Raw genomic sequence first — 24,733 nt, 5'->3', positions numbered from 1 at the left:
CGTAAAAACCCGTCTCTTTGCTGGAAAATCGCTTGTTTCATGGCTTAAACGTCATTTATTCTCTTGAGTCGTCGAAATCGTCGCTAAGATTAAAACATCCGGCGGATTCACGCTTCAGGACTTTTTCTGACGTGTCGAAACCGTAGTAACGTAAGATTAACACGAAGTCACCACAACAGCGGACATGAGTTACGAAAGGTTTCAATTCTATCTGTAGCAGCCGCCGTTGTCTTTAAGATTCAGGAGCGTAGTGCATGGAGTTCAGTGTAAAAAGCGGTAGCCCGGAGAAACAGCGGAGTGCCTGCATCGTTGTGGGCGTCTTTGAACCGCGCCGACTCTCCCCGATCGCCGAGCAACTCGATAAAATCAGTGACGGCTATATCAGCGCCCTGCTGCGCCGTGGCGAACTGGAAGGCAAACCTGGGCAGACGCTGTTACTGCACCATGTTCCGAACGTCCTGTCAGAGCGTATTCTGCTGATTGGCTGCGGCAAAGAGCGCGAGCTGGATGAACGTCAGTATAAGCAGGTTATTCAGAAAACCATTAATACGCTGAATGACACCGGTTCAATGGAAGCCGTCTGCTTCCTGACCGAGCTACACGTCAAAGGCCGTAACACCTACTGGAAAGTGCGTCAGGCCGTCGAAACGGCAAAAGAGAGCCTTTACAGCTTCGATCAGCTTAAGACCAATAAAAGCGAGCCGCGTCGCCCGCTGCGCAAAATGGTCTTTAACGTGCCAACCCGTCGCGAACTGACCAGCGGCGAGCGCGCCATCCAGCATGGTCTGGCGATTGCCGCCGGTATTAAAGCGGCAAAAGATCTCGGCAACATGCCGCCAAACATCTGTAACGCCGCCTACCTCGCCTCTCAGGCGCGCCAGCTGGCTGACTCCTACAGCAAAAACGTCATCACCCGCGTCATCGGCGAACAGCAGATGAAAGAGCTGGGGATGCACTCTTATCTGGCGGTGGGTAACGGCTCGCAGAACGAATCCCTGATGTCGGTCATCGAATACAAAGGCAATCCGTCTGAAGACGCGCGTCCGATCGTGCTCGTCGGTAAAGGGCTGACCTTTGACTCCGGCGGTATCTCCATCAAGCCTTCAGAAGGCATGGACGAGATGAAGTACGACATGTGCGGCGCGGCGGCGGTTTACGGCGTCATGCGCATGGTTGCGGAGCTTCAGCTGCCCATCAACGTAATCGGCGTGCTGGCAGGCTGCGAAAACATGCCTGGCGGTCGCGCGTATCGTCCAGGCGACGTCCTGACCACCATGTCCGGCCAGACCGTTGAAGTGCTGAATACCGACGCCGAAGGCCGTCTGGTACTCTGTGACGTGTTGACCTACGTTGAGCGCTTCGAACCTGAAGCGGTTATCGACGTGGCCACCCTGACCGGTGCCTGCGTGATTGCCCTGGGCCATCACATCACCGGCCTGATGTCGAACCACAACCCGCTGGCACACGAGCTTATCGGCGCGTCCGAGCAGGCCGGTGACCGTGCATGGCGTCTGCCGCTGGGTGACGAGTATCAGGAACAGCTTGAGTCTAACTTTGCGGACATGGCTAACATCGGCGGTCGTCCTGGCGGCGCAATTACCGCAGGCTGCTTCCTGGCGCGCTTCACCCGTAAATATAACTGGGCGCACCTGGATATCGCGGGTACCGCATGGCGCTCCGGTAAAGCCAAAGGCGCTACCGGACGTCCGGTGGCCCTGCTGTCGCAGTTCCTGCTTAATCGTGCGGGTTTTAACGGCGACGAGTGATGTAATGTGCCGGGTGGCGGNACGCCACTCAACCGTAGGCCGGGTAAGCGAAGCGCCACCCGGCTTTGCATTTAAATCCTCGACAAGAAGCCCCATATATGAAGAATGCAACGTTCTACCTTCTGGACAACGACACCCATCAGGATGGCCTCAGCGCCGTTGAACAGCTGGTGTGTGAAATTGCCGCAGAACGTTGGCGCGCAGGTAAACGCGTACTGATTGCCTGTGAAGATGAGCAGCAGGCGATTCGCCTGGATGAAGCGCTATGGGCGCGCCCGCCGGAAAGTTTTGTTCCGCATAACCTGTCGGGCGAAGGTCCACGCGGCGGGGCACCGGTCGAAATTGCCTGGCCGCAAAAGCGCAACAGCAGCGCGCGCGATATTCTCATTAGCCTGCGGACAGACTTTGCAGATTTTGCCACCGCTTTCACAGAAGTGGTAGACTTTGTCCCTTACGAAGAATCCTTGAAACAACTGGCGCGCGAACGCTATAAAGCGTACCGCCTGGCCGGTTTTAACCTGAATACGGCAACCTGGAAATAATGGAAAAGACATATAACCCACGCGATATCGAACAGCCGCTTTACGAGCACTGGGAACAGCAGGGCTATTTCAAGCCTAACGGCGACGAAAGCAAAGAGTCCTTCTGCATCATGATCCCGCCGCCGAACGTCACCGGCAGTTTGCATATGGGGCATGCTTTCCAGCAGACCATCATGGACACCATGATCCGCTACCAGCGCATGCAGGGCAAAAACACCCTGTGGCAGGCGGGGACTGACCACGCGGGTATCGCGACCCAGATGGTGGTTGAGCGTAAAATTGCCGCTGAAGAAGGTAAAACTCGTCACGACTACGGTCGCGATGCGTTCATCGACAAAATCTGGCAGTGGAAGGCAGAATCCGGCGGCACCATTACCCGTCAGATGCGCCGTCTCGGCAACTCCGTGGACTGGGAGCGCGAGCGCTTCACCATGGACGAAGGCCTGTCCAACGCCGTAAAAGAAGTGTTCGTCCGTCTGTACAAAGAAGACCTGATTTACCGCGGCAAACGCCTGGTAAACTGGGACCCGAAACTGCGCACCGCAATTTCTGACCTGGAAGTGGAAAACCGCGAGTCCAAAGGCTCCATGTGGCACATCCGCTATCCGCTGGCCGACGGCGCAAAAACTGCAGACGGTAAAGATTACCTGGTGGTGGCGACCACCCGTCCGGAAACCCTGCTGGGCGATACCGGCGTGGCCGTTAACCCGGAAGATCCGCGCTATAAAGATCTGATCGGCAAATTTGTGGTGCTGCCGCTGGTGAACCGCCGCATTCCGATTGTGGGCGACGAACACGCCGACATGGAAAAAGGCACCGGCTGCGTGAAAATCACCCCGGCGCACGACTTCAACGACTATGAAGTGGGTCGTCGTCACGCCCTGCCGATGATCAATATTCTGACCTTCGACGGCGATATCCGCGAAAGCGCAGAGGTGTACGATACCAAAGGCAACGAATCCGACGTTTACTCCAGCGAGATCCCGGCGGAGTTCCAGAAGCTGGAGCGCTTTGCTGCACGTAAAGCCATCGTAGCCGCCGTTGATGCGCTCGGCCTGCTGGAAGAGATTAAGCCTCACGATCTGACCGTGCCGTACGGCGACCGTGGCGGCGTGGTTATTGAGCCAATGCTGACCGACCAGTGGTACGTCCGTGCCGACGTGCTGGCGAAACCGGCTGTGGAAGCGGTTGAGAACGGCAGCATCCAGTTCGTGCCGAAGCAGTACGAAAACATGTACTTCTCCTGGATGCGCGACATTCAGGACTGGTGTATCTCCCGTCAGCTGTGGTGGGGTCACCGCATCCCGGCATGGTACGACAACGAAGGCAACGTCTACGTTGGCCGTAGCGAAGACGAAGTGCGTCAGGAAAATAACCTGAGCGCTGACGTGGCCCTGCGCCAGGACGAAGACGTGCTGGATACCTGGTTCTCCTCCGCGCTGTGGACCTTCTCTACCCTCGGCTGGCCTGAAAACACCGACGCGCTGCGTCAGTTCCATCCTACCAGCGTAATGGTGTCCGGCTTCGACATCATCTTCTTCTGGATTGCCCGCATGATCATGATGACCATGCACTTCATCAAAGACGAAGACGGCAAGCCGCAGGTTCCGTTCCATACCGTCTACATGACCGGCCTTATCCGCGACGACGAAGGGCAGAAGATGTCCAAGTCCAAGGGCAACGTGATTGACCCGCTGGACATGGTTGACGGGATCTCCCTGGAAGACCTGCTGGAAAAACGTACCGGCAACATGATGCAGCCGCAGCTGGCTGAGAAAATCCGCAAGCGTACCGAGAAGCAGTTCCCGAACGGGATCGAATCTCACGGTACCGACGCCCTGCGCTTCACCCTGGCGGCGCTGGCCTCGACCGGCCGTGACATCAACTGGGACATGAAGCGTCTGGAAGGTTACCGTAACTTCTGTAACAAGCTGTGGAACGCCAGCCGCTTCGTGCTGATGAACACCGAAGATCAGGATTGCGGCTTCAACGGCGGCGAGATGACCCTGTCTCTGGCGGACCGCTGGATCCTGGCGGAATTTAACCAGACGGTGAAAGCCTTCCGCGAGGCGCTGGACAGCTACCGCTTCGATATCGCAGCGGGCATTCTGTATGAATTCACCTGGAACCAGTTCTGTGACTGGTATCTGGAGCTGGCGAAGCCGGTCATGAACGGCGGTTCTGAAGCAGAGCTGCGCGGCACGCGCAACACGCTGATTACCGTCCTGGAAGGCCTGCTGCGCCTGGCGCATCCGGTTATTCCATTCATCACCGAAACCATCTGGCAGCGCGTGAAGGTCATTGCGGGCATCAACGCCGATACCATCATGCTGCAGCCGTTCCCGGAATTCGATGCGGCTAAGGTTGATGAAGCCGCGTCTGCGGATACCGAGTGGCTGAAGCAGGCGATCGTTGCGGTACGTAACATCCGTGCCGAAATGAACATCGCCCCGGGTAAACCACTGGAGCTGCTGCTGCGCGGCTGCAGCGACGCTGCCGTTCGTCGCGTCACCGAGAACAACACCTTCCTGAAAACCATGGCGCGTCTGGAAAGCATCACCGTGCTGCCTGCCGATGACAAGGGTCCGGTTTCCGTGACTAAAATTATCGACGGTGCGGAGCTGCTGATCCCGATGGCAGGCTTGGTCGACAAAGACGCAGAGCTGGCGCGTCTGGCGAAAGAAGTGGCGAAAGTCGACGTGGAAATTGGCAAAATCGAAAGCAAGCTGGCGAACGAAGGCTTTGTTGCCCGCGCGCCGGAAGCGGTCATTGCCAAAGAGCGTGAGCGTCTGGTTGCCTTCGCCGATGCGAAGACCAAACTGATCGAGCAGCAGGCCGTTATCGCGGCCCTGTAATGCTTTTACCCCTTACGCTTCAGGGCGTAAGGGGTAACCTTCCTGAAAACTCCTCGCTTGCACTCCCTTTTCTGCGGTGCTATTAACAGCAACTGTGTGTCAATTTTTGTAATGAGTAATGCTATGAGCGTGATTACCCCCGTCGCGACGACGATGCGTCGGATCACTGAGCAGGACAATCCGGCTATCGCCGCCGTTATCCGCACCGTTTCTGCAGAGTTTGGGCTGACGGCGGATAAAGGTTACACCGTTGCCGACCCGAATCTTGACGAACTGTTTAAGCTGTACAGCCAGCCGGGCCACGCCTACTGGGTCATTGAGCAGGACGGCCAGGTTGTGGGCGGCGGCGGTGTTGCACCGCTGAGCTGCAGCGAGCCGGATATCTGTGAGCTGCAGAAAATGTATTTCCTGCCGTCGGTTCGTGGACAGGGTCTGGCGAAGAAGCTGGCGCTGGTCGCCCTGGAGCACGCGCGCAATCAGGGTTTTAAACGCTGCTACCTCGAAACCACCGCCTTCCTCAAAGAGGCCATCGGCCTGTATGAACATCTGGGCTTTGAGCATATCGATGCGCCGCTGGGCTGCACGGGCCACGTTGACTGCGAAGTCAGAATGCTGAAAAGTCTGTAAGTTTCGTTCCTGCCCCCTTCTGTTAAGCGGCTGTAAACTGAATGCTCTACACTCTCAGTTCACACCACAACGGGGGAAACACGATGTCGAAGATAAAAAGCTACGCCGCACCGCAGGCGGGTGCAGAACTTGAGCTTTACGAGTACGATGCGGGCGAACTAAAAGCAGAAGACGTCGAAGTACAGGTTGATTACTGCGGGGTCTGCCACTCAGATCTCTCGATGATCGACAACGAATGGGGCTTCTCCAGCTATCCGCTGGTTGCCGGGCACGAAGTGATTGGCCGCGTCGTCGCGCTCGGCAGCGCCGCGCAGGACAAAGGGCTGAAGGTTGGCCAGCGCGTGGGCATTGGCTGGACAGCACGGAGCTGCGGCCACTGCGACGCCTGTATCAGCGGCAACCAGATCAACTGCCTTGAAGGCGCAGTGCCCACCATCCTGAACAAGGGCGGTTTCGCCGATAAGCTGCGCGCCGACTGGCAATGGGTCATCCCGCTGCCGGACAGCATTGATATTGAATCTGCTGGTCCACTGCTGTGCGGCGGGATCACCGTCTTTAAACCGCTGCTGATGCACCACGTCACCGCCACCAGCCGCGTGGGCGTGATCGGTATCGGTGGTCTGGGCCACATCGCCATCAAGCTGCTGCACGCGATGGGCTGTGAAGTGACGGCGTTTAGCTCGAATCCGGCGAAGGAGAAAGAAGTGCTGGCAATGGGCGCGGACAAAGTCGTGAACAGCCGCGATCCGGACGCGCTGAACGCGCTGGCTGGGCAGTTTGACCTGATCATCAACACCGTGAACGTCGATCTCAACTGGCAGCCGTACTTTGAAGCGCTGGCCTACGGCGGTAACTTCCACACCGTGGGTGCGGTGATGAAGCCGCTGCCGGTTCCGGCCTTTACCCTGATCGGTGGGGATCGCAGCGTGTCAGGCTCCGCGACCGGTACGCCATACGAGCTGCGCAAGCTGATGAAGTTTGCCGGCCGCACCAAAGTGACGCCGACCACCGAGCTGTATCCAATGTCGAAAATTAACGAAGCCATCCAGCACGTGCGCGACGGCAAAGCCCGTTATCGCGTGGTGTTGAAAGCGGATTTCTGATGTGAGTTTGCCGGGTAGCGGCTTCGCCTGACCCGGCCTACTTTTGCTACTGCGCCAATGTATTAAACACTTCCGCCACCGCGACCGCCCCCGGGTCCATTACCCCATCCAGATTCTCTTTATTCACATACGATGAGCGCCCTGCTCCGGCTTTCGCCATTTTCGCCGTTGCCTCCGCTCCCTGCTGCGCAGCCTGCGCTGCCGCCTGAAGATCTTTTTTCTTCAAGGCTTCCAGCGCCGGTTGCAGCGCATCGATCAGCGTACGATCGCCGAGATCTGCCCCGCCATACTGCTTCATCTGCGCCAGTCCGCTCAGCAATGCTTCAGGTAGCGGCTCTCCATCGTGAAGCTTTTGCCCCGCCGCCGTGAAGAAGATCGACATGAGTACACCGCTCGATCCGCCCATCACCGTGGCCAGTCGTTCCCCCACCAGCAACAGCAGCTTAGGCACGTCATTCAGCGGGAGAGTGTTTTCTTCCAGGCGCTGCGCAATATCCCGTGCACCTTGCGCAAACGTAGAGCCGGTATCGCCATCGCCCACTTTGGCATCCAGCGCATTCAGGCGATTTTCAAGCTGTATGAGCGTCTTCGTCACCTGTGAAACAGACTCCTTCACCTGCGGATTGTCGGACGCGGCATATTCCACGCTATCGTGAATAGCGCTTTGCGGAACGGTACGCAGAGGGGCAAACGCCACAGGCTTCTGCCAGCCCAGCGTCTCGACCTCGGCGTGAATCGCCTTTTCAAAGTAATCGTTGAGCTTTAGCAGCGTCAGAGAAAAGCCCTTCATATCCAGCGCGCTCACCAGCGGCGCAGGGCCAATCAGGTACGCAATATTCTCTTTCAGCGCTGAATGTGCCAGCTCTTTGGTGAGCAAAGCCATCTCCAGCGCGGACACGCCGCCGAGGTTGTTGATCAGCACCGCGAAACGCCCCTCGCCCGCCTGCGCTTTGAGCGGCGTCACCAGCGTGTCGATAATCGCTTTACTGTTTTGCGTATCAACCACCGAGGCACCCGGCTCCCCGTGGATCCCCAGCCCCAGCTCGACATGGCCCTTCTTGATGCGCCCCTCTTCATCGTCGCTGCCCGGCAGGTTGCAGGTTTGCATCGCAACGCCCAGGCTCCAGAGGTTATCGCAGGCCTGCTGCGCAATATCCCGCACCTCGCTCAGCGATTTTCCTTGCTCCGCTGCATAGCCCGCAATCTTGTGCACCAGCACCGTGCCGGCAATGCCGCGCGGCTGCTTGTTGTCGGGCAGCGCGATATCGTCCGCCACAATCACCATCTCGACCTTCAGGCCGTAGCGTTTGGCCTTTTCTGCCGCCAGGCCAAAGTTAAGCCGGTCACCGGTATAGTTTTTGACGATCAGCAGGCAGCCGCGATCGCCCGTCACCGCCACAATAGCGTTCAGCACCGCATCCACGCTCGGGGAGGCGAACAGATCGCCACACACTGCCGCCGTCAGCATGCCTTTACCGACAAATCCGGCGTGCGCCGGTTCGTGCCCGGAGCCACCGCCGGAGATCACCGCCACGCGGCTTTTATCCCAGTCGCCGCGGGCGACAACCCTGATAGCTGGATCGATATCAAGTTTGACGAGATTCGCATGTGGCGCAGAAAGCAGTATGCCTTCAATGGCGTCATTGACCAGCTGTTTGCGATCGTTAAAGAAGAATCTGGACATTGTTTTCCACTATTTTATGAACCGTATGCAAAAGCATAGTCCGCGCTGGACAATGCGCCGCAAAGTCAGCAATTTACTCAACCATTTTGCCGTCAGGTTGCCTATACTCCACCCAGGACTAAGAGAGGAAGCGCATCATGAGTACACCATTGTTAATTGCCCGGACGCTGGAAAAAGAGCTGTATCTACTGCCCGCGATGGCGAACCGCCACGGTCTGATTACCGGCGCCACCGGCACAGGGAAAACAGTCACTCTCCAGAAGCTGGCGGAGTCACTTTCAGAGATTGGCGTGCCGGTCTTTATGGCTGACGTAAAAGGCGATTTAACCGGTGTGGCTCAGGAGGGTACCGCTTCTGAAAAACTGCTCGAACGACTGAAGAATATTGGCATTACGGACTGGACGCCGCACGGCAACCCGGTGGTGGTCTGGGACATCTTCGGTGAGAAAGGCCACCCGGTACGCGCCACCGTTTCCGATCTCGGCCCGCTGCTGCTGGCCCGCCTGCTCAACCTCAACGACGTGCAGTCCGGCGTGCTGAACATCATCTTCCGTATCGCCGACGATCAGGGGCTGCTGCTGCTCGATTTCAAAGATCTGCGCGCCATTACCCAGTACATCGGCGATAACGCCAAATCCTTCCAGAACCAGTACGGCAATATCAGCAGCGCCTCTGTCGGTGCCATTCAGCGTGGGCTACTGACGCTGGAGCAGCAGGGCGCCGAACACTTCTTCGGCGAGCCGATGCTGGATATTAAAGACTGGATGCGCACCGACAGCAGTGGCAAAGGCATCATCAACATTCTGAGTTCAGAGAAGCTCTACCAGATGCCAAAGCTTTACGCCGCCAGCCTGCTGTGGATGCTCTCCGAACTGTACGAGCAGTTACCGGAAGCGGGCGATCTGGAAAAACCCAAACTGGTCTTCTTCTTTGACGAAGCACACCTGCTGTTTAACGACGCGCCGCAGGTGCTGCTGGACAAAATTGAACAGGTTATACGCCTGATCCGCTCCAAAGGGGTCGGCGTCTGGTTTGTGTCGCAAAACCCATCGGATATTCCTGACAATGTGCTGGGCCAGCTTGGTAACCGCGTGCAGCACGCCCTGCGCGCCTTTACGCCGAAGGATCAGAAAGCGGTGAAAGCCGCCGCGCAAACCATGCGTGCCAATCCGGCCTTTGATACCGAAGCCGCGATTCAGGCGCTGGGCACCGGTGAAGCGCTGATCTCGTTCCTGGATGCCAAGGGCAGCCCGTCCGTGGTGGAACGCGCAATGGTTATCGCGCCCTGCTCGCGCATGGGGCCGGTTACCGACGATGAACGTAACAGCCTGATTAATCACTCCCCGGTGTACGGCAAGTATGAAGACGAAGTGGATCGGGAGTCTGCGTTCGAGATGCTGCAAAAAGGGGTACAGGCAACCACCGAATCGCAGGATGCTCCACCCGCTAAGGGCCAGTCAGTCGCAGTGGATGACGGCATTCTCGGCGGGCTAAAAGACATTTTGTTTGGCACAACCGGACCGCGCGGCGGCAAGCGCGACGGCGTGGTACAGACTATGGCGAAAAGCGCCGCGCGGCAGGTCACCAATCAGATTGTGCGCGGCATGCTGGGGAGTCTGCTAGGCGGCCGCCGTCGGTAGACGGGGAACCCACGGGCGGCCCAGCGCCGAACCCTGTACGCCGTTTTCCTGAAGATAGCGGTCGATTTCCACCATCCCCGTCCACCGGTTCTCGCACCAGAGCGGTGCCAGAAGCGTTGGACGGCGGGCGCTGGCGGAGATGCGGTGGTAGACAATCTCCGGCGGCGTGTGGCGAATCATCTCTCCCGCCGTCACCGTATAGTCGTCGAGCTCGATACTGCTTAACCGCCCGGCTTCCCAGGCTTTCGCCATTATGCTTCCCTTCACGATATGCAGCGGGTGCAGCTTAATGCCGTCTACGCCGGTTTCCACGACTTTTTCCAGCGTCTCCAGGCTGTGCTGCTGCCCTTCTCCGGGCAAGCCGACAATCAGATGCGAACAGACTTTCAGGCCACGCTCGCGGGCGAGACGCGTAGTGCGCTGGTAGCAGGCGAAATCATGCCCACGATTGATACGGTGCAGGGTTTTATCGTGCGCGGTCTGCAGGCCCAGCTCCAGCCAGATCTCATAGCCCTTCTCTCTGTACTCGCTAAGTAAATCCAGCACCGCCTCCGGTACGCAGTCCGGGCGCGTACCCACGCACAGCCCGACAATGTTCGCCTGAGCAACCGCCTGCTGGTACATGGAACGCAGCACCTGCACCTCCGCCCACGTGCTGGTGTAGGCCTGGAAATAGGCCAGATACTGCTTCGCGCGGTTCACCAGGCTGGCCTGATGGGCGAGCTGTTCCGCGATAGATTTATGCTGCTGGGCTTCGTCAGCAAACGACGCAACGTTACAGAAGGTGCAGCCGCCGCGCCCGATGGTGCCGTCGCGGTTCGGGCAGCTAAAGCCGCCGTGCAGCGTCAGCTTATGCACCTTTTGACCGTACCGCTGCAAAAGATCCCCACCAAACATATTGACTAATTTCTGTAACTGCATAATCTGATAGACCGTCCCGAAGAAAGGGGACAAGCCTGCCATTTTTAGCCTCTGTCGGCGATGACCTGGATCAATCGCCCTGGACGGCCTTTATCCATTTGAATAAATAATCACGATTACCGAGATTTCATTCACCCGCCACGTAATTACTTTTCCTTATGTTCTGATGGTTTTTTTCATTTATAGCGCCAGGACTGAAAAACAGTGATTTTATGCGGGTTCGAAGACTGCGCCAGATTATTATTCTGCCATAAATCCGCATTTCAGCATGCTGCATCAATAATACCGCTTTCATATAGTGAGTCAGATCACACTCCCCTGAGCCTTCCTGGCGCTTTCAGTGGTTGTAAAATTAGCCAAATAACCAATAAAAACAAAATGATAATTACGCTTTAGCACATTTTTGTATAAATAAGATTGCCATTTGACCTGTGTACCAATTCCCGATAAGTTGGAAATCCGCTGGAAGCTTTCTGGATGAGCGGCCTGCTCATCATATTTATGCAGTAATTGAGATTCCCTCTGAAGCAAGTCCTCAAACTTGTTTACCTGCGCGAAAGGATGAAAAAGAGGGCGAATGCGAGGTCCGCGTATGAAACGCTAACCCCGTCGCCATGCTCTTTCTGCGCCTGTGCGCCACGGTAAAGTTCAGTGGGAAGCCCGACGAGCCTGGGGAGGTTCACTGATATGTTGTACGATAAATCCCTTGAGAAGGATAACTGTGGTTTCGGCCTGATCGCCCACATAGAAGGCGAACCTAGCCACAAGGTAGTGCGTACCGCTATTCACGCACTGGCCCGTATGCAGCACCGTGGCGCCATCCTGGCCGATGGTAAAACCGGCGACGGTTGCGGCCTGCTGCTGCAAAAACCGGATCGTTTCTTCCGCATCGTGGCGGAAGAGCGCGGCTGGCGTTTAGCCAAAAACTACGCTGTCGGCATGCTGTTCCTGAATCAGGATCCTGAAAAGGCTGCCGCCTCACGCCGCATCGTTGAAGAAGAACTTCAGCGCGAAACCCTGTCGATTGTCGGCTGGCGCGATGTGCCAACCAACGAAGGGGTACTCGGTGAAATCGCCCTCTCCTCGCTGCCTCGTATTGAGCAGATTTTCGTTAACGCGCCTGCGGGCTGGCGTCCGCGCGATATGGAACGCCGTCTGTTTATCGCCCGTCGCCGCATTGAAAAACGTCTCCAGGACGATAAAGAGTTCTACGTCTGTAGCCTCTCTAACCTGGTGAACATCTATAAAGGTCTGTGTATGCCGGCTGACCTGCCGCGCTTCTACCTGGACCTGGCGGACCTGCGTCTGGAATCGGCCATTTGCCTGTTCCACCAGCGCTTCTCCACCAACACCGTGCCGCGCTGGCCGCTGGCGCAGCCGTTCCGCTACCTGGCGCACAACGGCGAGATCAACACCATCACCGGTAACCGCCAGTGGGCGCGTGCTCGTACCTATAAGTTCCAGACCCCGCTGATCCCTGACCTGCACGATGCCGCCCCGTTCGTGAACGAAACCGGCTCTGACTCCAGTTCCATGGATAACATGCTGGAACTGCTGCTGGCAGGCGGCATGGATATCGTGCGCGCCATGCGTCTGCTCGTGCCGCCGGCCTGGCAGAACAACCCGGATATGGATCCGGAGCTGCGCGCGTTCTTCGACTTTAACTCCATGCACATGGAGCCGTGGGACGGTCCGGCAGGTATCGTGATGTCCGACGGTCGCTTCGCTGCCTGTAACCTGGACCGTAACGGTCTGCGTCCGGCGCGCTACGTCATCACCAAAGACAAGCTCATCACCTGCGCCTCTGAAGTGGGGATCTGGGATTACCAGCCTGACGAAGTGGTCGAGAAAGGCCGCGTCGGTCCGGGCGAGCTGATGGTGATCGATACCCGCGGCGGCCGTATTCTGCACTCTGCGGAAACCGATAACGATCTGAAAAGCCGCCATCCGTATAAAGAGTGGATGGCGAAAAACGTCCGTCGCCTGGTGCCGTTCGAAGATCTGTCTGACGACGAAGTGGGCAGCCGCGAGATGGACGACGATACCCTCGCGAGCTTCCAGAAGCAGTTTAACTACAGCGCGGAAGAGCTGGACTCGGTTATTCGCGTGCTCGGCGAAAACGGCCAGGAAGCGGTCGGCTCGATGGGTGACGATACCCCGTTCGCCGTGCTCTCCAGCCAGCCGCGCATAATTTACGACTATTTCCGTCAGCAGTTTGCGCAGGTGACCAACCCGCCAATCGACCCGCTGCGTGAAGCCCACGTGATGTCGCTGGCCACCAGCATCGGCCGTGAGATGAACGTCTTCTGCGAAGCCGAAGGCCAGGCGCACCGTCTGACCTTTAAATCGCCGATCCTGCTGTACTCCGATTTCAAACAGCTCACCACCATGACCGAGGAGCACTACCGCGCCGACACGCTCGATATCACCTTCGACGTGACCGAAACGAGCCTCGAAGAGACGGTGAATGCGCTGTGTGACAAAGCCGAGCAGATGGTGCGTAACGGCACCGTTCTGCTGGTGCTGTCTGACCGTAACATTGCGAAAAACCGTCTGCCGGTGCCTGCGCCAATGGCTGTGGGGGCTATCCAGACGCGTCTGGTCGACAAGAGCCTGCGCTGCGACGCCAACATCATTGTGGAAACCGCCAGCGCCCGCGATCCGCACCACTTTGCCGTGCTGTTAGGCTTTGGTGCGACGGCGATCTATCCATACCTGGCCTACGAAACGCTGGCCCGCCTGGTAGACACCCGCGCCATCGACAAAGACTACCGCACGGTGATGCTGAACTACCGTAACGGCATCAACAAAGGCCTGTACAAGATCATGTCCAAAATGGGCATCTCGACCATTGCCTCTTACCGCTGCTCGAAGCTGTTTGAAGCGGTCGGCCTGCACGACGACGTCGCCAACCTCTGCTTCCAGGGCGTGGTCAGCCGCATCGGCGGGGCCGGTTTTGCTGACTTCCAGCAGGATCTGGTGAACCTGTCGAAGCGCGCCTGGCTGGCACGTAAGCCGCTGGAACAGGGCGGCCTGCTGAAATACGTTCACGGCGGCGAATATCACGCCTACAACCCGGACGTGGTGCGCACGCTGCAACAGGCGGTACAGAGCGGCGAATACAGCGATTATCAGCAGTATGCCGAGCTGGTGAACAACCGTCCGGCAGCGACGCTGCGCGACCTTATTGCCCTCAATCCGGGCGATGAAGCGGTCAGCGTTGACGAAGTTGAGCCTGCATCCGAACTGTTCAAACGCTTCGATACCGCGGCGATGTCCATCGGCGCGCTGAGCCCGGAAGCGCACGAAGCGCTGGCGGAAGCCATGAACAGCATCGGCGGCAACTCCAACTCCGGCGAGGGCGGTGAAGATCCTGCCCGTTACGGCACCAACAAAGTGTCGCGCATCAAGCAGGTGGCGTCCGGCCGCTTTGGCGTAACCCCTGCCTACCTGGTTAACGCCGACGTGATCCAGATTAAGGTCGCTCAGGGTGCAAAACCGGGTGAAGGCGGTCAGCTGCCGGGTGATAAAGTCACCCCGTACATCGCCAAACTGCGCTACTCGGTGCCGGGCGTGACGCTGATTTCCCCGCCGCCGCACCACGATATCTACTCTATCGAGGATCTGGCGCAGCTCATTTTCGACCTGAAGCAGGTCAACCCGAAAGCGATGATCTCCGTGAAGCTGGTTTCCGAGCCGGGCGTCGGCACCATCGCCACCGGCGTGGCGAAAGCCTATGCGGATCTGATCACCATTGCCGGCTACGACGGCGGCACCGGCGCAAGCCCGCTCTCCTCCGTGAAATATGCGGGCTGCCCGTGGGAGCTTGGTCTGGTGGAAACCCAGCAGGCGCTGGTGGCTAACGGCCTGCGTCACAAGATCCGTTTGCAGGTGGACGGCGGTCTGAAAACCGGCCTCGACATCATCAAAGCGGCGATTCTGGGTGCGGAAAGCTTCGGCTTCGGTACCGGCCCGATGGTTGCGCTCGGCTGTAAATACCTGCGTATTTGCCACCTGAACAACTGCGCAACCGGCGTTGCAACCCAGGACGAGAAGCTGCGTAAGAATCACTATCACGGCCTGCCGTTCAAAGTGACTAACTACTTTGACTTCATCGCCCGTGAAACCCGCGAGCTGATGGCGCAGCTGGGCGTGAAGCGTCTGGTGGATCTGATTGGCCGTACCGACCTGCTGAAAGAGCTGGAAGGCTTCACCGCCAAGCAGCAGAAGCTGGAGCTGTCTAAGCTGCTGGAAACGGCTGAGCCGCATCCTGGCAAAGCGGTTTACTGCACCGAGAACAACCCGCCGTTCGACAACGGCGTGCTGAACGCGCAGCTGCTGCAACAGGCGAAGCCGTACGTGGACGAGAAGCAGAGCAAAACGTTCTGGTTTGATATCCGCAACACCGACCGTTCTGTCGGCGCGTCCCTCTCCGGCTACATCGCGCAAACGCACGGTGACCAGGGGCTGGCATCGGATCCGATTACCGCGCACTTCAGCGGTACCGCGGGCCAGAGCTTCGGCGTGTGGAACGCCGGCGGCGTTGAGTTATACCTGACCGGCGATGCCAACGACTACGTCGGCAAAGGCATGGCGGGCGGTCTGCTGGCGGTGCGTCCTCCGGTCGGTTCAGCCTTCCGCAGCCATGAAGCCAGCATCATCGGCAACACCTGTCTGTACGGTGCGACCGGCGGTCGTCTGTTTGCCGCGGGCCGTGCGGGCGAACGTTTTGCGGTGCGTAACTCCGGTGCCATCACCGTGGTGGAAGGCATTGGCGATAACGGCTGCGAATACATGACGGGCGGAATTGTGTGCGTCCTGGGTAAAACCGGCGTGAACTTTGGCGCCGGCATGACGGGCGGTTTTGCCTACGTGCTGGATGAAGACGGTGAGTTCCGCAAGCGCGTGAACCCGGAACTGGTGGAAGTGCTGGACGTTGATTCGCTGGCCATTCATGAAGAACACCTGCGCGGTTTGATTACCGAACACGTGCAGCATACCGGTTCTTCGCGCGGCGAAGAGATCCTGGCGAACTGGCCAGCGTTCTCTGCGAAATTCGCGCTGGTTAAGCCGAAGTCCAGCGATGTTAAAGCCCTGTTGGGTCACCGTAGTCGTAGCGCAGCAGAGCTGCGCGTGCAGGCGCAGTAAGGAATTCAGATGAGCCAGAACGTTTACCAGTTTATCGACCTGCAGCGTGTTGATCCGCCAAAGAAACCGCTGAAGATCCGTAAAATTGAATTTGTTGAAATCTATGAGCCGTTTTCAGAAGGCCAGGCCAAAGCACAGGCAGACCGCTGCCTGTCCTGCGGTAACCCTTACTGCGAATGGAAATGTCCGGTCCATAACTACATTCCGAACTGGCTGAAGCTGGCCAACGAAGGGCGTATTTTTGAAGCCGCCGAGCTGTCTCACCAGACCAATACACTGCCGGAAGTGTGCGGCCGCGTGTGTCCTCAGGATCGCCTGTGCGAAGGCTCCTGTACGCTGAACGACGAGTTTGGTGCGGTGACCATCGGCAACATCGAACGCTATATCAACGATAAAGCGTTCGAGATGGGCTGGCGTCCGGATATGACCGGCGTGCGTCAAACCGACAAGCGCGTGGCGATCGTCGGCGCGGGTCCGGCAGGCCTGGCCTGTGCGGACGTGCTGACACGCAACGGCGTGAAGGCGGTGGTTTTTGACCGTCATCCGGAAATCGGCGGTCTGCTGACCTTCGGCATCCCGGCCTTCAAACTGGAAAAAGAGGTGATGACCCGCCGCCGTGAAATCTTCACCGGCATGGGCATTGAGTTCAAACTCAACACCGAAGTGGGCCGCGACGTGCAGCTCGACGATCTGCTGAAGGATTACGACGCCGTGTTCCTGGGCGTGGGTACCTATCAGTCCATGCGCGGTGGTCTGGAGAACGAAGATGCGCCAGGCGTGTACGACGCGCTGCCGTTCCTGATTGCTAACACCAAACAGCTGATGGGCTACGGCGAAACTGCCGACGAGCCGTTTGTCAGCATGGAAGGTAAACGCGTTGTCGTGCTGGGCGGCGGTGATACCGCGATGGACTGCGTGCGTACGTCCATTCGTCAGAACGCGGCGCACGTCATCTGTGCTTACCGTCGTGACGAAGAGAACATGCCGGGCTCTAAGCGCGAAGTGAAAAACGCGCGTGAAGAGGGCGTGGAGTTCCAGTTCAACATCCAGCCTCTGGGCATTGAAGTGAACGCCAACGGAAAGGTGAGCGGCGTGAAGATGGCGCGCACCGAGATGGGTGCGCCGGATGCGAAAGGCCGTCGTCGCGCGGAGATCGTGGCTGGCTCTGAGCACGTGATCCCGGCCGACGCCGTGGTGATGGCGTTTGGTTTCCGCCCTCACAGCATGGAGTGGCTGGCGAAGCACAGCGTAGAGCTGGACTCACAGGGCCGCGTGATTGCGCCGGAAGGCAGCGACAACGCCTTCCAGACCAGCAACCCGAAAATCTTCGCCGGTGGCGATATCGTTCGCGGTTCAGACCTGGTGGTGACGGCAATTGCCGAGGGCCGCAAGGCGGCTGACGGGATCCTGAACTTCCTGGAAGTGTAATACCGGTTGAACATGCGGTTTATCATCACCGCATGTTCGCCCCCCCCTTCTTTCCCCCCTTCAATTCCAGGCTTATTCCTTCTGCCTGAGATTTATTACGAACCATGACATGATGAACCTTTATCAACGGTCCGTAACTCTCTTTAAATCGTGAACGCAATCGTATATCCACAACAAATAAATGGTTAAGTGTTGAAGCAGAAGTTCATATAACGCAGTAATAGAAGAGCGGCGTAATATCTGCGCCGTAAACAAAAGGGATTTGAAATAATGGTCAAAAAACATGCCTATGTAGAATATCGCCCTAAATCAACGAGTGAGGATGAAGACGTTATCCATCATGTGGTGATTGTTGACGGCAAAGAGATACATACAGAGAAAACGCAGGAAAAGGCTGCTGATTGGGCTTTGGAACAGGGTTATGCGGTTCATGTCGCCCGCGAGCGCCATCTTAAGGACTTAGATCAACCGCCTTTGTTCCGTGTATACCCCTAGGGCAATTAGATGTTCCTTGTAATACACCAAGGGATTAAAGCCTAAATATGCGCTATTTAAAAGCCCTTCGGGGCTTTTTATTATGTCTTTAACCGGAGTGATTCTTAGGGGCAAACACAATCGAAAATGTGACATTTATGTCCGGACATTTCGATAATAACATTCACTAACAGCATAGATATCTGAATTAACATTCACAGCTAATATCATTGCATTCTCAAATATGAAACGACAACTAGTGTCATCTAAATAACTTGTCTGATCCTGGGCCGGCACCTCTTTGCCGCTGATATATTGCTACTACATACGGAAATGAAGATATGAAATTCGATAAAATCGTCACCGGGCTACTCTTTGCCATTTTGTTTTTCAGCGTCGGTAATGCTGTCGCCAAAGCCAACGCGCTCTCCGATACTCAGGTTAAAAACGAAATTATTGCGGAGTCTATCGCTGATTATCCCGGCGTATGTGCTTGCCCTTTTAATCAGGCCCGAAATGGCAGTTCATGCGGGCGTCGCAGTGCATGGAGTAAGGCTGGTGGCTATTCCCCAATTTGTTACCAGAATGAAGTCACCGCTGAAATGATAAAAGAGTGGCGGGAACGTAACAGCTAACCGCTATAAGCAGAAAGCAAAACAGGCCCGTCGGGCCTGTTTGTTTATTTCACAACGCGCAGTGCGGGACGACCACCGCGCGGTGGCGGTTCATCATCGGGACCCTCGTCGTCGTCCTGACGATCGGGCTTGTCGCCATCAATCACAGACATTACCGGGTCGCTTTCGCGTTCATCGGATGCCTCATCGTCATTCAGGCTGGCAACCTCTTCATCATACGCCGCTTCCGGCTCGAACATGGTGCCTGCACCGTTTTCACGGGCGTAGATAGCCAGAACCGCAGCCAGCGGAACGGAAACCTGACGCGGCACGCCGCCGAAACGCGCATTAAAGCGCACTTCGTCGTTTGCCAGCTCCAGGTTACCCACTGCACGTGGCGCAATATTCAGTACAATCTGTCCGTCGCGTGCGTATTCCATTGGAACCTGCACGCCCGGCAACGTCACATCCACAACCAGGTGCGGCGTGAGCTGGTTATCCAGCAGCCATTCATAGAAGGCGCGCAGCAGATACGGACGGCGTGGGGTAAGTTGTGACATTTCCACAGTCATTAGCCTCGGCCGAGACGCATTTCACGTTCCGGTTCAGTTAAAGATGCCAGGAAAGAGTCGCGCTCAAATACGCGAGTCATATAGCCTTTCAGCTCTTTTGCGCCAGGGCCGCTGAACTCAACGCCCAGAATTGGCAGACGCCACAGCAGCGGGGCCAGATAGCAATCCACCAGGCTGAACTCGTCGCTCAGGAAGAACGGTTTCTGACCAAACACAGGGGCAATTGCCAGCAGCTCTTCACGCAGTTGCTTACGCGCAGCGTCGGCTTCAGAAGCGGAACCGCTGGTAATGACGTTCATCAGCGAATACCAGTCTTTTTCGATACGCTGCATGTACAGGCGGCTTTCACCACGTGCAACAGGGTAAACAGGCATCAGCGGCGGATGCGGGAAACGCTCATCCAGATATTCCATAATGATACGGGATTCCCACAGGGTCAGCTCGCGATCCACCAGCGTCGGTACGCTTTGGCTCGGGTTGAGATCGATCAGATCCTGAGGCGGGTTATCCTTTTCCACATGCTCGATCTCAAAACTGACACCCTTCTCGGCCAGCACGATACGAACCTGATGGCTATAAATGTCAGTAGGACCAGAAAACAGCGTCATTACCGAACGTTTGTTGGCAGCGACAGCCATGAAAACCTCCAGGTATATTCAGAATTTTTACTGCTACCAGCCCAACGGGGCCAGCCAGATGAAGTATCGCCCATCCCAGAGAAGACACATTGTTCAAGAATCGAACAAAAATCGAGTATTCACCGATATTTGGGCAGAAAATTGGATGATAGTTTACCAGATTTTGATGGCTTTGTGGTGAGGGGATGCCGGAAATGTGGAAAAAGAGAAGATATATGAAATGTTACTGTGGATAACCTGCGCATTATCCATAAAAAAACCCGCCGAAGCGGGTTTTTCGCCAATCGTTCTGCGTAAGCAGAATGGATTAACGTTTGGAGAACTGTGGACGACGACGTGCTTTACGCAGACCCACTTTCTTACGTTCAACCTGACGAGCGTCACGAGTAACGAAGCCAGCTTTACGCAGTTCAGAACGCAGGGACTCGTCGTACTCCATCAGAGCGCGGGTGATACCGTGACGGATCGCACCTGCCTGACCGGAGATACCACCACCTTTAACGGTGATGTACAGATCCAGTTTTTCTACCATATCAACCAGTTCCAGCGGCTGGCGAACTACCATGCGGGCAGTTTCGCGACCGAAGTATTGTTCCAGAGAACGCTGGTTGATTACGATTTTACCACTGCCCGGTTTGATGAAAACGCGAGCTGCGGAACTTTTGCGGCGACCAGTGCCGTAGTATTGATTTTCAGCCATTGCCTATAATCCCGATTAGATGTCAAGAACTTGCGGTTGCTGTGCCGCGTGGTTGTGCTCGTTGCCTGCGTAAACTTTCAGTTTACGGAACATAGCACGACCCAGCGGGCCTTTTGGCAGCATGCCTTTAACCGCGATTTCAATCACACGCTCAGGACGGCGGGCAATCATCTCTTCAAAGGTCGCTTCTTTGATACCACCGATGTGGCCGGTGTGATGGTAGTACACTTTGTCAGTACGCTTGTTGCCGGTAACAGCAACTTTGTCAGCGTTCAGAACGATGATGTAATCACCGGTATCAACGTGCGGAGTGTATTCCGCTTTATGCTTACCGCGCAGGCGACGAGCCAGTTCAGTAGCCAGACGGCCCAGAGTTTTACCGGTCGCGTCAACAACATACCAGTCGCGCTGTACGGTTTCTGGTTTAGCTGTAAAAGTTTTCATTAAAAGCTTACCCAAATAATAAGTTACACGTTGGTGAACACCCAAACGTTTAGTCAGTTGAGGTTCACACGACAAAGTCCGGCAAACCTACCCCTTCGAATAGCACATGCCGACACATAGAAAGTTTCGGGAAAAAAACCTTCTCGTAACGTGGGGTCGCAAGATTATAGAGAAGTTGAGGTCAAAGATCGACCCTTAAATGTGATTTGGAATGGGTTTTTCGGGAGGCGCGTTTGTGCGGTCTGGTGCCCTCACCCTCAGCCCCTCTCCTCGCGGGAGAGGGGCGCATTGATTAGGGCTTATGCTCACGCTTGAGATACTCTTCGCTCTGCATCTCTTGCAGGCGCGAGAGGCAGCGCTGGAACTCAAACTTCAGCCGCTCGCCCTGGTAGATCTCATATAAAGGCACCTCGGCGCTGACGACAAGCTTGACGTGGCGCTCGTAAAACTCGTCCACCAGCGCAATGAAGCGCCGCGCTTCGCTCTCCATCAGCCGCGTCATCACCGGCACATCCAGCATCATCACGGTGTGGAACAGGCGCGAAAGCGCAATATAGTCATGCTGGCTACGGGCATCCACGCAGAGCGTCGCAAAAGAGACTGCCAGCGTCTGGTTTTCTACGCCAAGGGTAGGTAACGGGCGATGGTTAATCTCCAGCGTCGGTGCGTTTTCGCGTTTTGCGCCCGCCAGCGCCAGCCAGAGTTTATCCATCTCGCGAGCGGTATCGGCGTTTAACGGCGAAAGCCACAGGTGCGCCTGCGTTAACGTGCGCAGACGATAATCGACACCGGCATCGACATTCATGATGTCGCAATGCTGTTTGATAGCATCAATAGCCGGCAGGAAACGCGCCCGCTGCAGGCCGTTGCGATAGAGTTCATCCGGCGGGATATTCGACGTGGCAACGAGCGTGATCCCGCGGGCAAACAGCGCTTTCATCAGCCCGCCTAACAGCATGGCGTCGGTAATGTCAGAAACAAAAAACTCATCGAAGCAGAGCACGTCCGTTTCCGCCTTGAACCTGTCAGCCACAATCTCCAGCGGATCGCTTTTGCCCTGCAGCGCTGTAAGCTCTTCATGCACCCGCAGCATAAAGCGATGGAAGTGGAGGCGCTGTTTACGCTCCCCCGGCAGGCTGAGATAAAACAGATCCATCAGCCAGGTTTTTCCGCGACCGACGCCGCCCCACATATATAAACCGCGCACCGGAGCCTGAGCCTGCGGCGCTTTTTTGCCGAGCAGTCGGCCAAACGCCGCTTTGAGCCCACCACTCTGTTCTACTTCAGCAGGTTTTGCCGTGAGCGCCTGATAAATCATCTCCAGACGGTTTACCGCCTCACGTTGAACGTCATCAGGCTGATGAGTACCCTCATTCAGGGCCAGTTGATATCGCGATGCAGGGGACAGGATTTGCATAATCTTATTGTTATTCCTTCAATTAATGCTCATCAGCAGGCGTGACTGATGAAAAAAAGGCCGTTCTACACTACGCGATGATACGTCAGGATTCCACTTCTGCGGAAATAGCGGTTATAGTGGCATTATCAGGCACAGGCAGGAGCCGAGCCAACACCCTACGGAACAACAAGACAACGGGAGAAGTTCATGACCTGGGAATATGCGCTAATCGGTTTAGTCGTCGGCATCGTGATCGGTGCTGTGGCCATGCGTTTCGGTAACCGCAAATTGCGTCAGCAGCAGTCACTGCAGTACGAACTGGAAAAGAATAAAGCAGAGCTGGAAGAGTATCGCGAAGAGCTGGTCAGCCACTTTGCCCGTAGCGCCGAGCTGCTGGACAACATGGCTACCGACTACCGTCAGCTGTATCAGCATATGGCGAAAAGCTCCAGCAGCCTGCTGCCGGAAATGACCGCGGAGACTAACCCGTTCCGCAACCGTCTGGCCGACTCAGAAGCGGGTAACGATCAGGCTCCGGTTCAGATGCCACGCGACTACTCTGACGGCGCGTCCGGCCTGCTGCGCGGTGGCGCAAAACGCGATTAATCGCACAACATAAATATATTTTACGGGCGCATCTCTTGCGCCCGTCCTTTCTTCCCGTCCCCAGCTATTATTTAGTCAAACACCTCATTGTTCAGCGGTATAAAATTCAATAACATCATCATGATTTTTGGCCGTTCTTCTTTCATTCCAGGATACGAGAGTCAGCATCAATGAAGAAAAAAAACCAGCTGTTGAGCGCTATAGCGTTAAGTGTCGGGTTATCTCTCTCGGCGTCCTTCCCTGCCGGTGCGGCGCTGCCTTCGCAGGTGCCGGGACAGGCAGCCACTCCCAGCCTCGCGCCGATGCTGGAAAAAGTGTTGCCCGCGGTCGTGAGCGTTCAGGTAGAAGGCACGGCGGTTCAAAGCCAGCGCGTACCGGAAGAACTGAAAAAATATTTTGGCGATGAGTCCCCCAACCAGCAGGCTCAGCCTTTTGAAGGCCTGGGCTCTGGCGTCATCATTGATGCGGCTAAAGGCTATATCCTGACCAACAATCATGTCATCAGCCAGGCCGATAAAATCAGCGTCCAGCTGAACGATGGTCGTGAATTTGATGCCAAACTGATTGGCGGCGATGATCAGAGCGACATCGCGCTATTGCAGGTGCAGAACCCGAGCAACCTGACCCAGATTGCCATTGCGGATTCCGACAAGCTGCGCGTCGGTGATTTTGCCGTCGCCGTGGGCAATCCCTTTGGTTTAGGTCAAACCGCCACCTCCGGCATAGTCTCGGCGCTGGGACGCAGTGGCCTGAATCTGGAAGGTCTGGAAAACTTCATCCAGACCGATGCCTCAATCAACCGGGGCAACTCCGGCGGGGCATTACTCAACCTTAACGGCGAGCTGATTGGCATTAACACGGCAATTCTGGCTCCGGGCGGCGGCAGCATTGGGATTGGCTTTGCGATCCCGAGCAATATGGCTAAAACGCTGGCACAGCAGCTAATCCAGTTCGGCGAAGTCAAACGTGGACTGCTGGGTATTAAAGGCATGGAGATGAGCGCGGATATCGCGAAAGCGTTCAATATCAACGTGCAGCGCGGTGCGTTTGTCAGTGAAGTGCTGCCAAACTCCGGCTCGGCAAAAGCAGGCATAAAATCGGGCGATGTGATCGTCAGCCTTAACGACAAGCCGCTGAGCAGCTTTGCTGAACTGCGTTCGCGTATCGCCACCACCGAACCGGGGGCCAAAGTGAAGCTGGGCCTGATCCGTGACGGTAAGCCGCTGAACGTCGAAGTGACGCTGGATAAAAGCACCTCGTCCTCTGCCAGCGCGGAGCTTATCGCCCCGGCGCTGCAAGGGGCAACGCTAAGCGATGGGCAGTTGAAAGACGGTACGAAAGGCATTCGCCTGGACACCGTCGAGAAGAGCAGCCCTGCCGCGCAGGCCGGATTGCATCAGGAAGATGTCATCATTGGCGTGAACCGCAATCGCGTGCAGTCCATTGCCGAACTGCGCAAGGTGCTGGAGAGCAAACCGGCGGTCATTGCCCTGCAGGTCATGCGTGGCAATGAGTCTATCTACATTCTGTTGCGCTAAGCATTTGCGATCCCGGACATCACCGCTGCGTGTG

At 56.5% G+C, this 24,733-nt stretch carries 20 protein-coding genes; 12 read left to right on the top strand and 8 right to left on the bottom strand.

Annotated elements, in window-relative coordinates:
• Positions 1 to 51 precede the first annotated feature (51 nt).
• Positions 52 to 111 (bottom strand): hypothetical protein, encoded by a 60-nt coding sequence (locus ACTJI7_RS16950; protein WP_213743486.1) that lies wholly within the window; start codon positions 109 to 111, stop codon positions 52 to 54.
• A gap of 143 nt (positions 112 to 254) precedes the next feature.
• Here ACTJI7_RS16950 and pepA point away from each other — a divergent pair, with 143 nt between their 5' ends.
• From pepA to ahr, 5 genes are all read left to right on the top strand, one after another.
• The gene (gene pepA, locus ACTJI7_RS16945; RefSeq protein WP_028014577.1) at positions 255 to 1,766 is read left to right on the top strand and encodes a leucyl aminopeptidase; all 1,512 of its coding nucleotides are present in this window, start codon (positions 255 to 257) and stop codon (positions 1,764 to 1,766) included.
• A 98-nt stretch (positions 1,767 to 1,864) separates the two neighbouring features.
• On the top strand, positions 1,865 to 2,308 hold the full coding sequence (gene holC / locus ACTJI7_RS16940; RefSeq protein ID WP_003861884.1) for a DNA polymerase III subunit chi: 444 nt from the start codon (positions 1,865 to 1,867) through the stop codon (positions 2,306 to 2,308).
• On the top strand, positions 2,308 to 5,163 hold the full coding sequence (locus ACTJI7_RS16935) for a valine--tRNA ligase (protein WP_045630735.1): 2,856 nt from the start codon (positions 2,308 to 2,310) through the stop codon (positions 5,161 to 5,163). The genes holC and ACTJI7_RS16935 overlap by 1 nt, the downstream gene beginning before the upstream one ends.
• A gap of 123 nt (positions 5,164 to 5,286) precedes the next feature.
• On the top strand, positions 5,287 to 5,790 hold the full coding sequence (locus ACTJI7_RS16930; RefSeq protein WP_028014579.1) for a GNAT family N-acetyltransferase: 504 nt from the start codon (positions 5,287 to 5,289) through the stop codon (positions 5,788 to 5,790).
• Positions 5,791 to 5,873: 83 nt separating this feature from the next.
• A complete protein-coding gene (ahr, locus tag ACTJI7_RS16925) occupies positions 5,874 to 6,893 on the top strand; it encodes an NADPH-dependent aldehyde reductase Ahr (protein WP_028014580.1) in 1,020 nt (339 codons plus the stop codon).
• A gap of 46 nt (positions 6,894 to 6,939) precedes the next feature.
• Here ahr and ACTJI7_RS16920 read toward each other — a convergent pair whose 3' ends face one another.
• On the bottom strand, positions 6,940 to 8,577 hold the full coding sequence (locus ACTJI7_RS16920; RefSeq protein WP_063155273.1) for a glycerone kinase: 1,638 nt from the start codon (positions 8,575 to 8,577) through the stop codon (positions 6,940 to 6,942).
• A gap of 137 nt (positions 8,578 to 8,714) precedes the next feature.
• Here ACTJI7_RS16920 and ACTJI7_RS16915 point away from each other — a divergent pair, with 137 nt between their 5' ends.
• Entirely contained in the window at positions 8,715 to 10,217 is a 1,503-nt protein-coding gene (locus ACTJI7_RS16915) for a helicase HerA-like C-terminal domain-containing protein (RefSeq protein WP_041907858.1), read from the top strand.
• On the opposite strand, the gene ACTJI7_RS16910 is transcribed toward ACTJI7_RS16915, so the two are convergent.
• Positions 10,197 to 11,138 (bottom strand): TIGR01212 family radical SAM protein, encoded by a 942-nt coding sequence (locus ACTJI7_RS16910; protein WP_100170953.1) that lies wholly within the window; start codon positions 11,136 to 11,138, stop codon positions 10,197 to 10,199. The genes ACTJI7_RS16915 and ACTJI7_RS16910 overlap by 21 nt on opposite strands.
• A gap of 687 nt (positions 11,139 to 11,825) precedes the next feature.
• Between ACTJI7_RS16910 and gltB the strand changes: the two genes are divergently transcribed.
• The 4 genes from gltB (at position 11,826) to ACTJI7_RS16890 (ending at position 18,823) form a co-directional block, all read left to right on the top strand.
• Positions 11,826 to 16,286 carry a glutamate synthase large subunit gene (gene gltB, locus ACTJI7_RS16905; RefSeq protein ID WP_047367043.1) on the top strand — a complete coding sequence of 1,487 codons (4,461 nt, stop codon included), beginning with the start codon at positions 11,826 to 11,828 and terminating at the stop codon, positions 16,284 to 16,286.
• Between the two features lie 9 nt (positions 16,287 to 16,295).
• Positions 16,296 to 17,714, top strand: coding sequence for a glutamate synthase subunit GltD (gene gltD, locus ACTJI7_RS16900; protein WP_063155272.1), 1,419 nt, complete (start codon positions 16,296 to 16,298; stop codon positions 17,712 to 17,714).
• A gap of 270 nt (positions 17,715 to 17,984) precedes the next feature.
• Positions 17,985 to 18,209 carry a hypothetical protein gene (locus tag ACTJI7_RS16895; RefSeq protein WP_032644922.1) on the top strand — a complete coding sequence of 75 codons (225 nt, stop codon included), beginning with the start codon at positions 17,985 to 17,987 and terminating at the stop codon, positions 18,207 to 18,209.
• A 320-nt stretch (positions 18,210 to 18,529) separates the two neighbouring features.
• Entirely contained in the window at positions 18,530 to 18,823 is a 294-nt protein-coding gene (locus tag ACTJI7_RS16890) for a hypothetical protein (RefSeq protein ID WP_063438551.1), read from the top strand.
• A 44-nt stretch (positions 18,824 to 18,867) separates the two neighbouring features.
• Here the strand turns inward: ACTJI7_RS16890 and sspB are convergent, their stop codons facing one another.
• The 5 genes from sspB to zapE form a co-directional block, all read right to left on the bottom strand.
• Complete coding sequence (gene sspB / locus ACTJI7_RS16885; protein ID WP_028014588.1) at positions 18,868 to 19,368, bottom strand: ClpXP protease specificity-enhancing factor; 501 nt, start codon at positions 19,366 to 19,368, stop codon at positions 18,868 to 18,870.
• A gap of 5 nt (positions 19,369 to 19,373) precedes the next feature.
• Positions 19,374 to 20,012 (bottom strand): stringent starvation protein SspA, encoded by a 639-nt coding sequence (sspA, locus tag ACTJI7_RS16880; protein ID WP_028014589.1) that lies wholly within the window; start codon positions 20,010 to 20,012, stop codon positions 19,374 to 19,376.
• Between the two features lie 307 nt (positions 20,013 to 20,319).
• Positions 20,320 to 20,712: a 30S ribosomal protein S9 gene (gene rpsI, locus ACTJI7_RS16875; protein ID WP_003860436.1), complete on the bottom strand. Its 393-nt coding sequence runs from the start codon at positions 20,710 to 20,712 to the stop codon at positions 20,320 to 20,322.
• 15 nt (positions 20,713 to 20,727) lie between these two features.
• Positions 20,728 to 21,156, bottom strand: a complete 429-nt coding sequence (rplM, locus tag ACTJI7_RS16870; protein WP_006178824.1) for a 50S ribosomal protein L13 — start codon at positions 21,154 to 21,156, stop codon at positions 20,728 to 20,730.
• A 292-nt stretch (positions 21,157 to 21,448) separates the two neighbouring features.
• The gene (gene zapE / locus ACTJI7_RS16865; RefSeq protein ID WP_126345797.1) at positions 21,449 to 22,573 is read right to left on the bottom strand and encodes a cell division protein ZapE; all 1,125 of its coding nucleotides are present in this window, start codon (positions 22,571 to 22,573) and stop codon (positions 21,449 to 21,451) included.
• 189 nt (positions 22,574 to 22,762) lie between these two features.
• Between zapE and zapG the strand changes: the two genes are divergently transcribed.
• Both zapG and degQ read left to right on the top strand, forming a co-directional pair.
• Entirely contained in the window at positions 22,763 to 23,161 is a 399-nt protein-coding gene (gene zapG, locus ACTJI7_RS16860) for a Z-ring associated protein ZapG (RefSeq protein ID WP_010436126.1), read from the top strand.
• A gap of 170 nt (positions 23,162 to 23,331) precedes the next feature.
• Positions 23,332 to 24,699, top strand: a complete 1,368-nt coding sequence (gene degQ / locus ACTJI7_RS16855) for a serine endoprotease DegQ (RefSeq protein ID WP_041907839.1) — start codon at positions 23,332 to 23,334, stop codon at positions 24,697 to 24,699.
• Positions 24,700 to 24,733: the final 34 nt, after the last annotated feature.

This window comes from Enterobacter sp. 22499 (assembly GCF_052044815.1).
GTDB lineage: Bacteria > Pseudomonadota > Gammaproteobacteria > Enterobacterales > Enterobacteriaceae > Enterobacter > Enterobacter bugandensis.
Note: the sequence above shows the minus strand (reverse complement) of the source record. Positions and strands in the feature narration are given on the sequence as shown.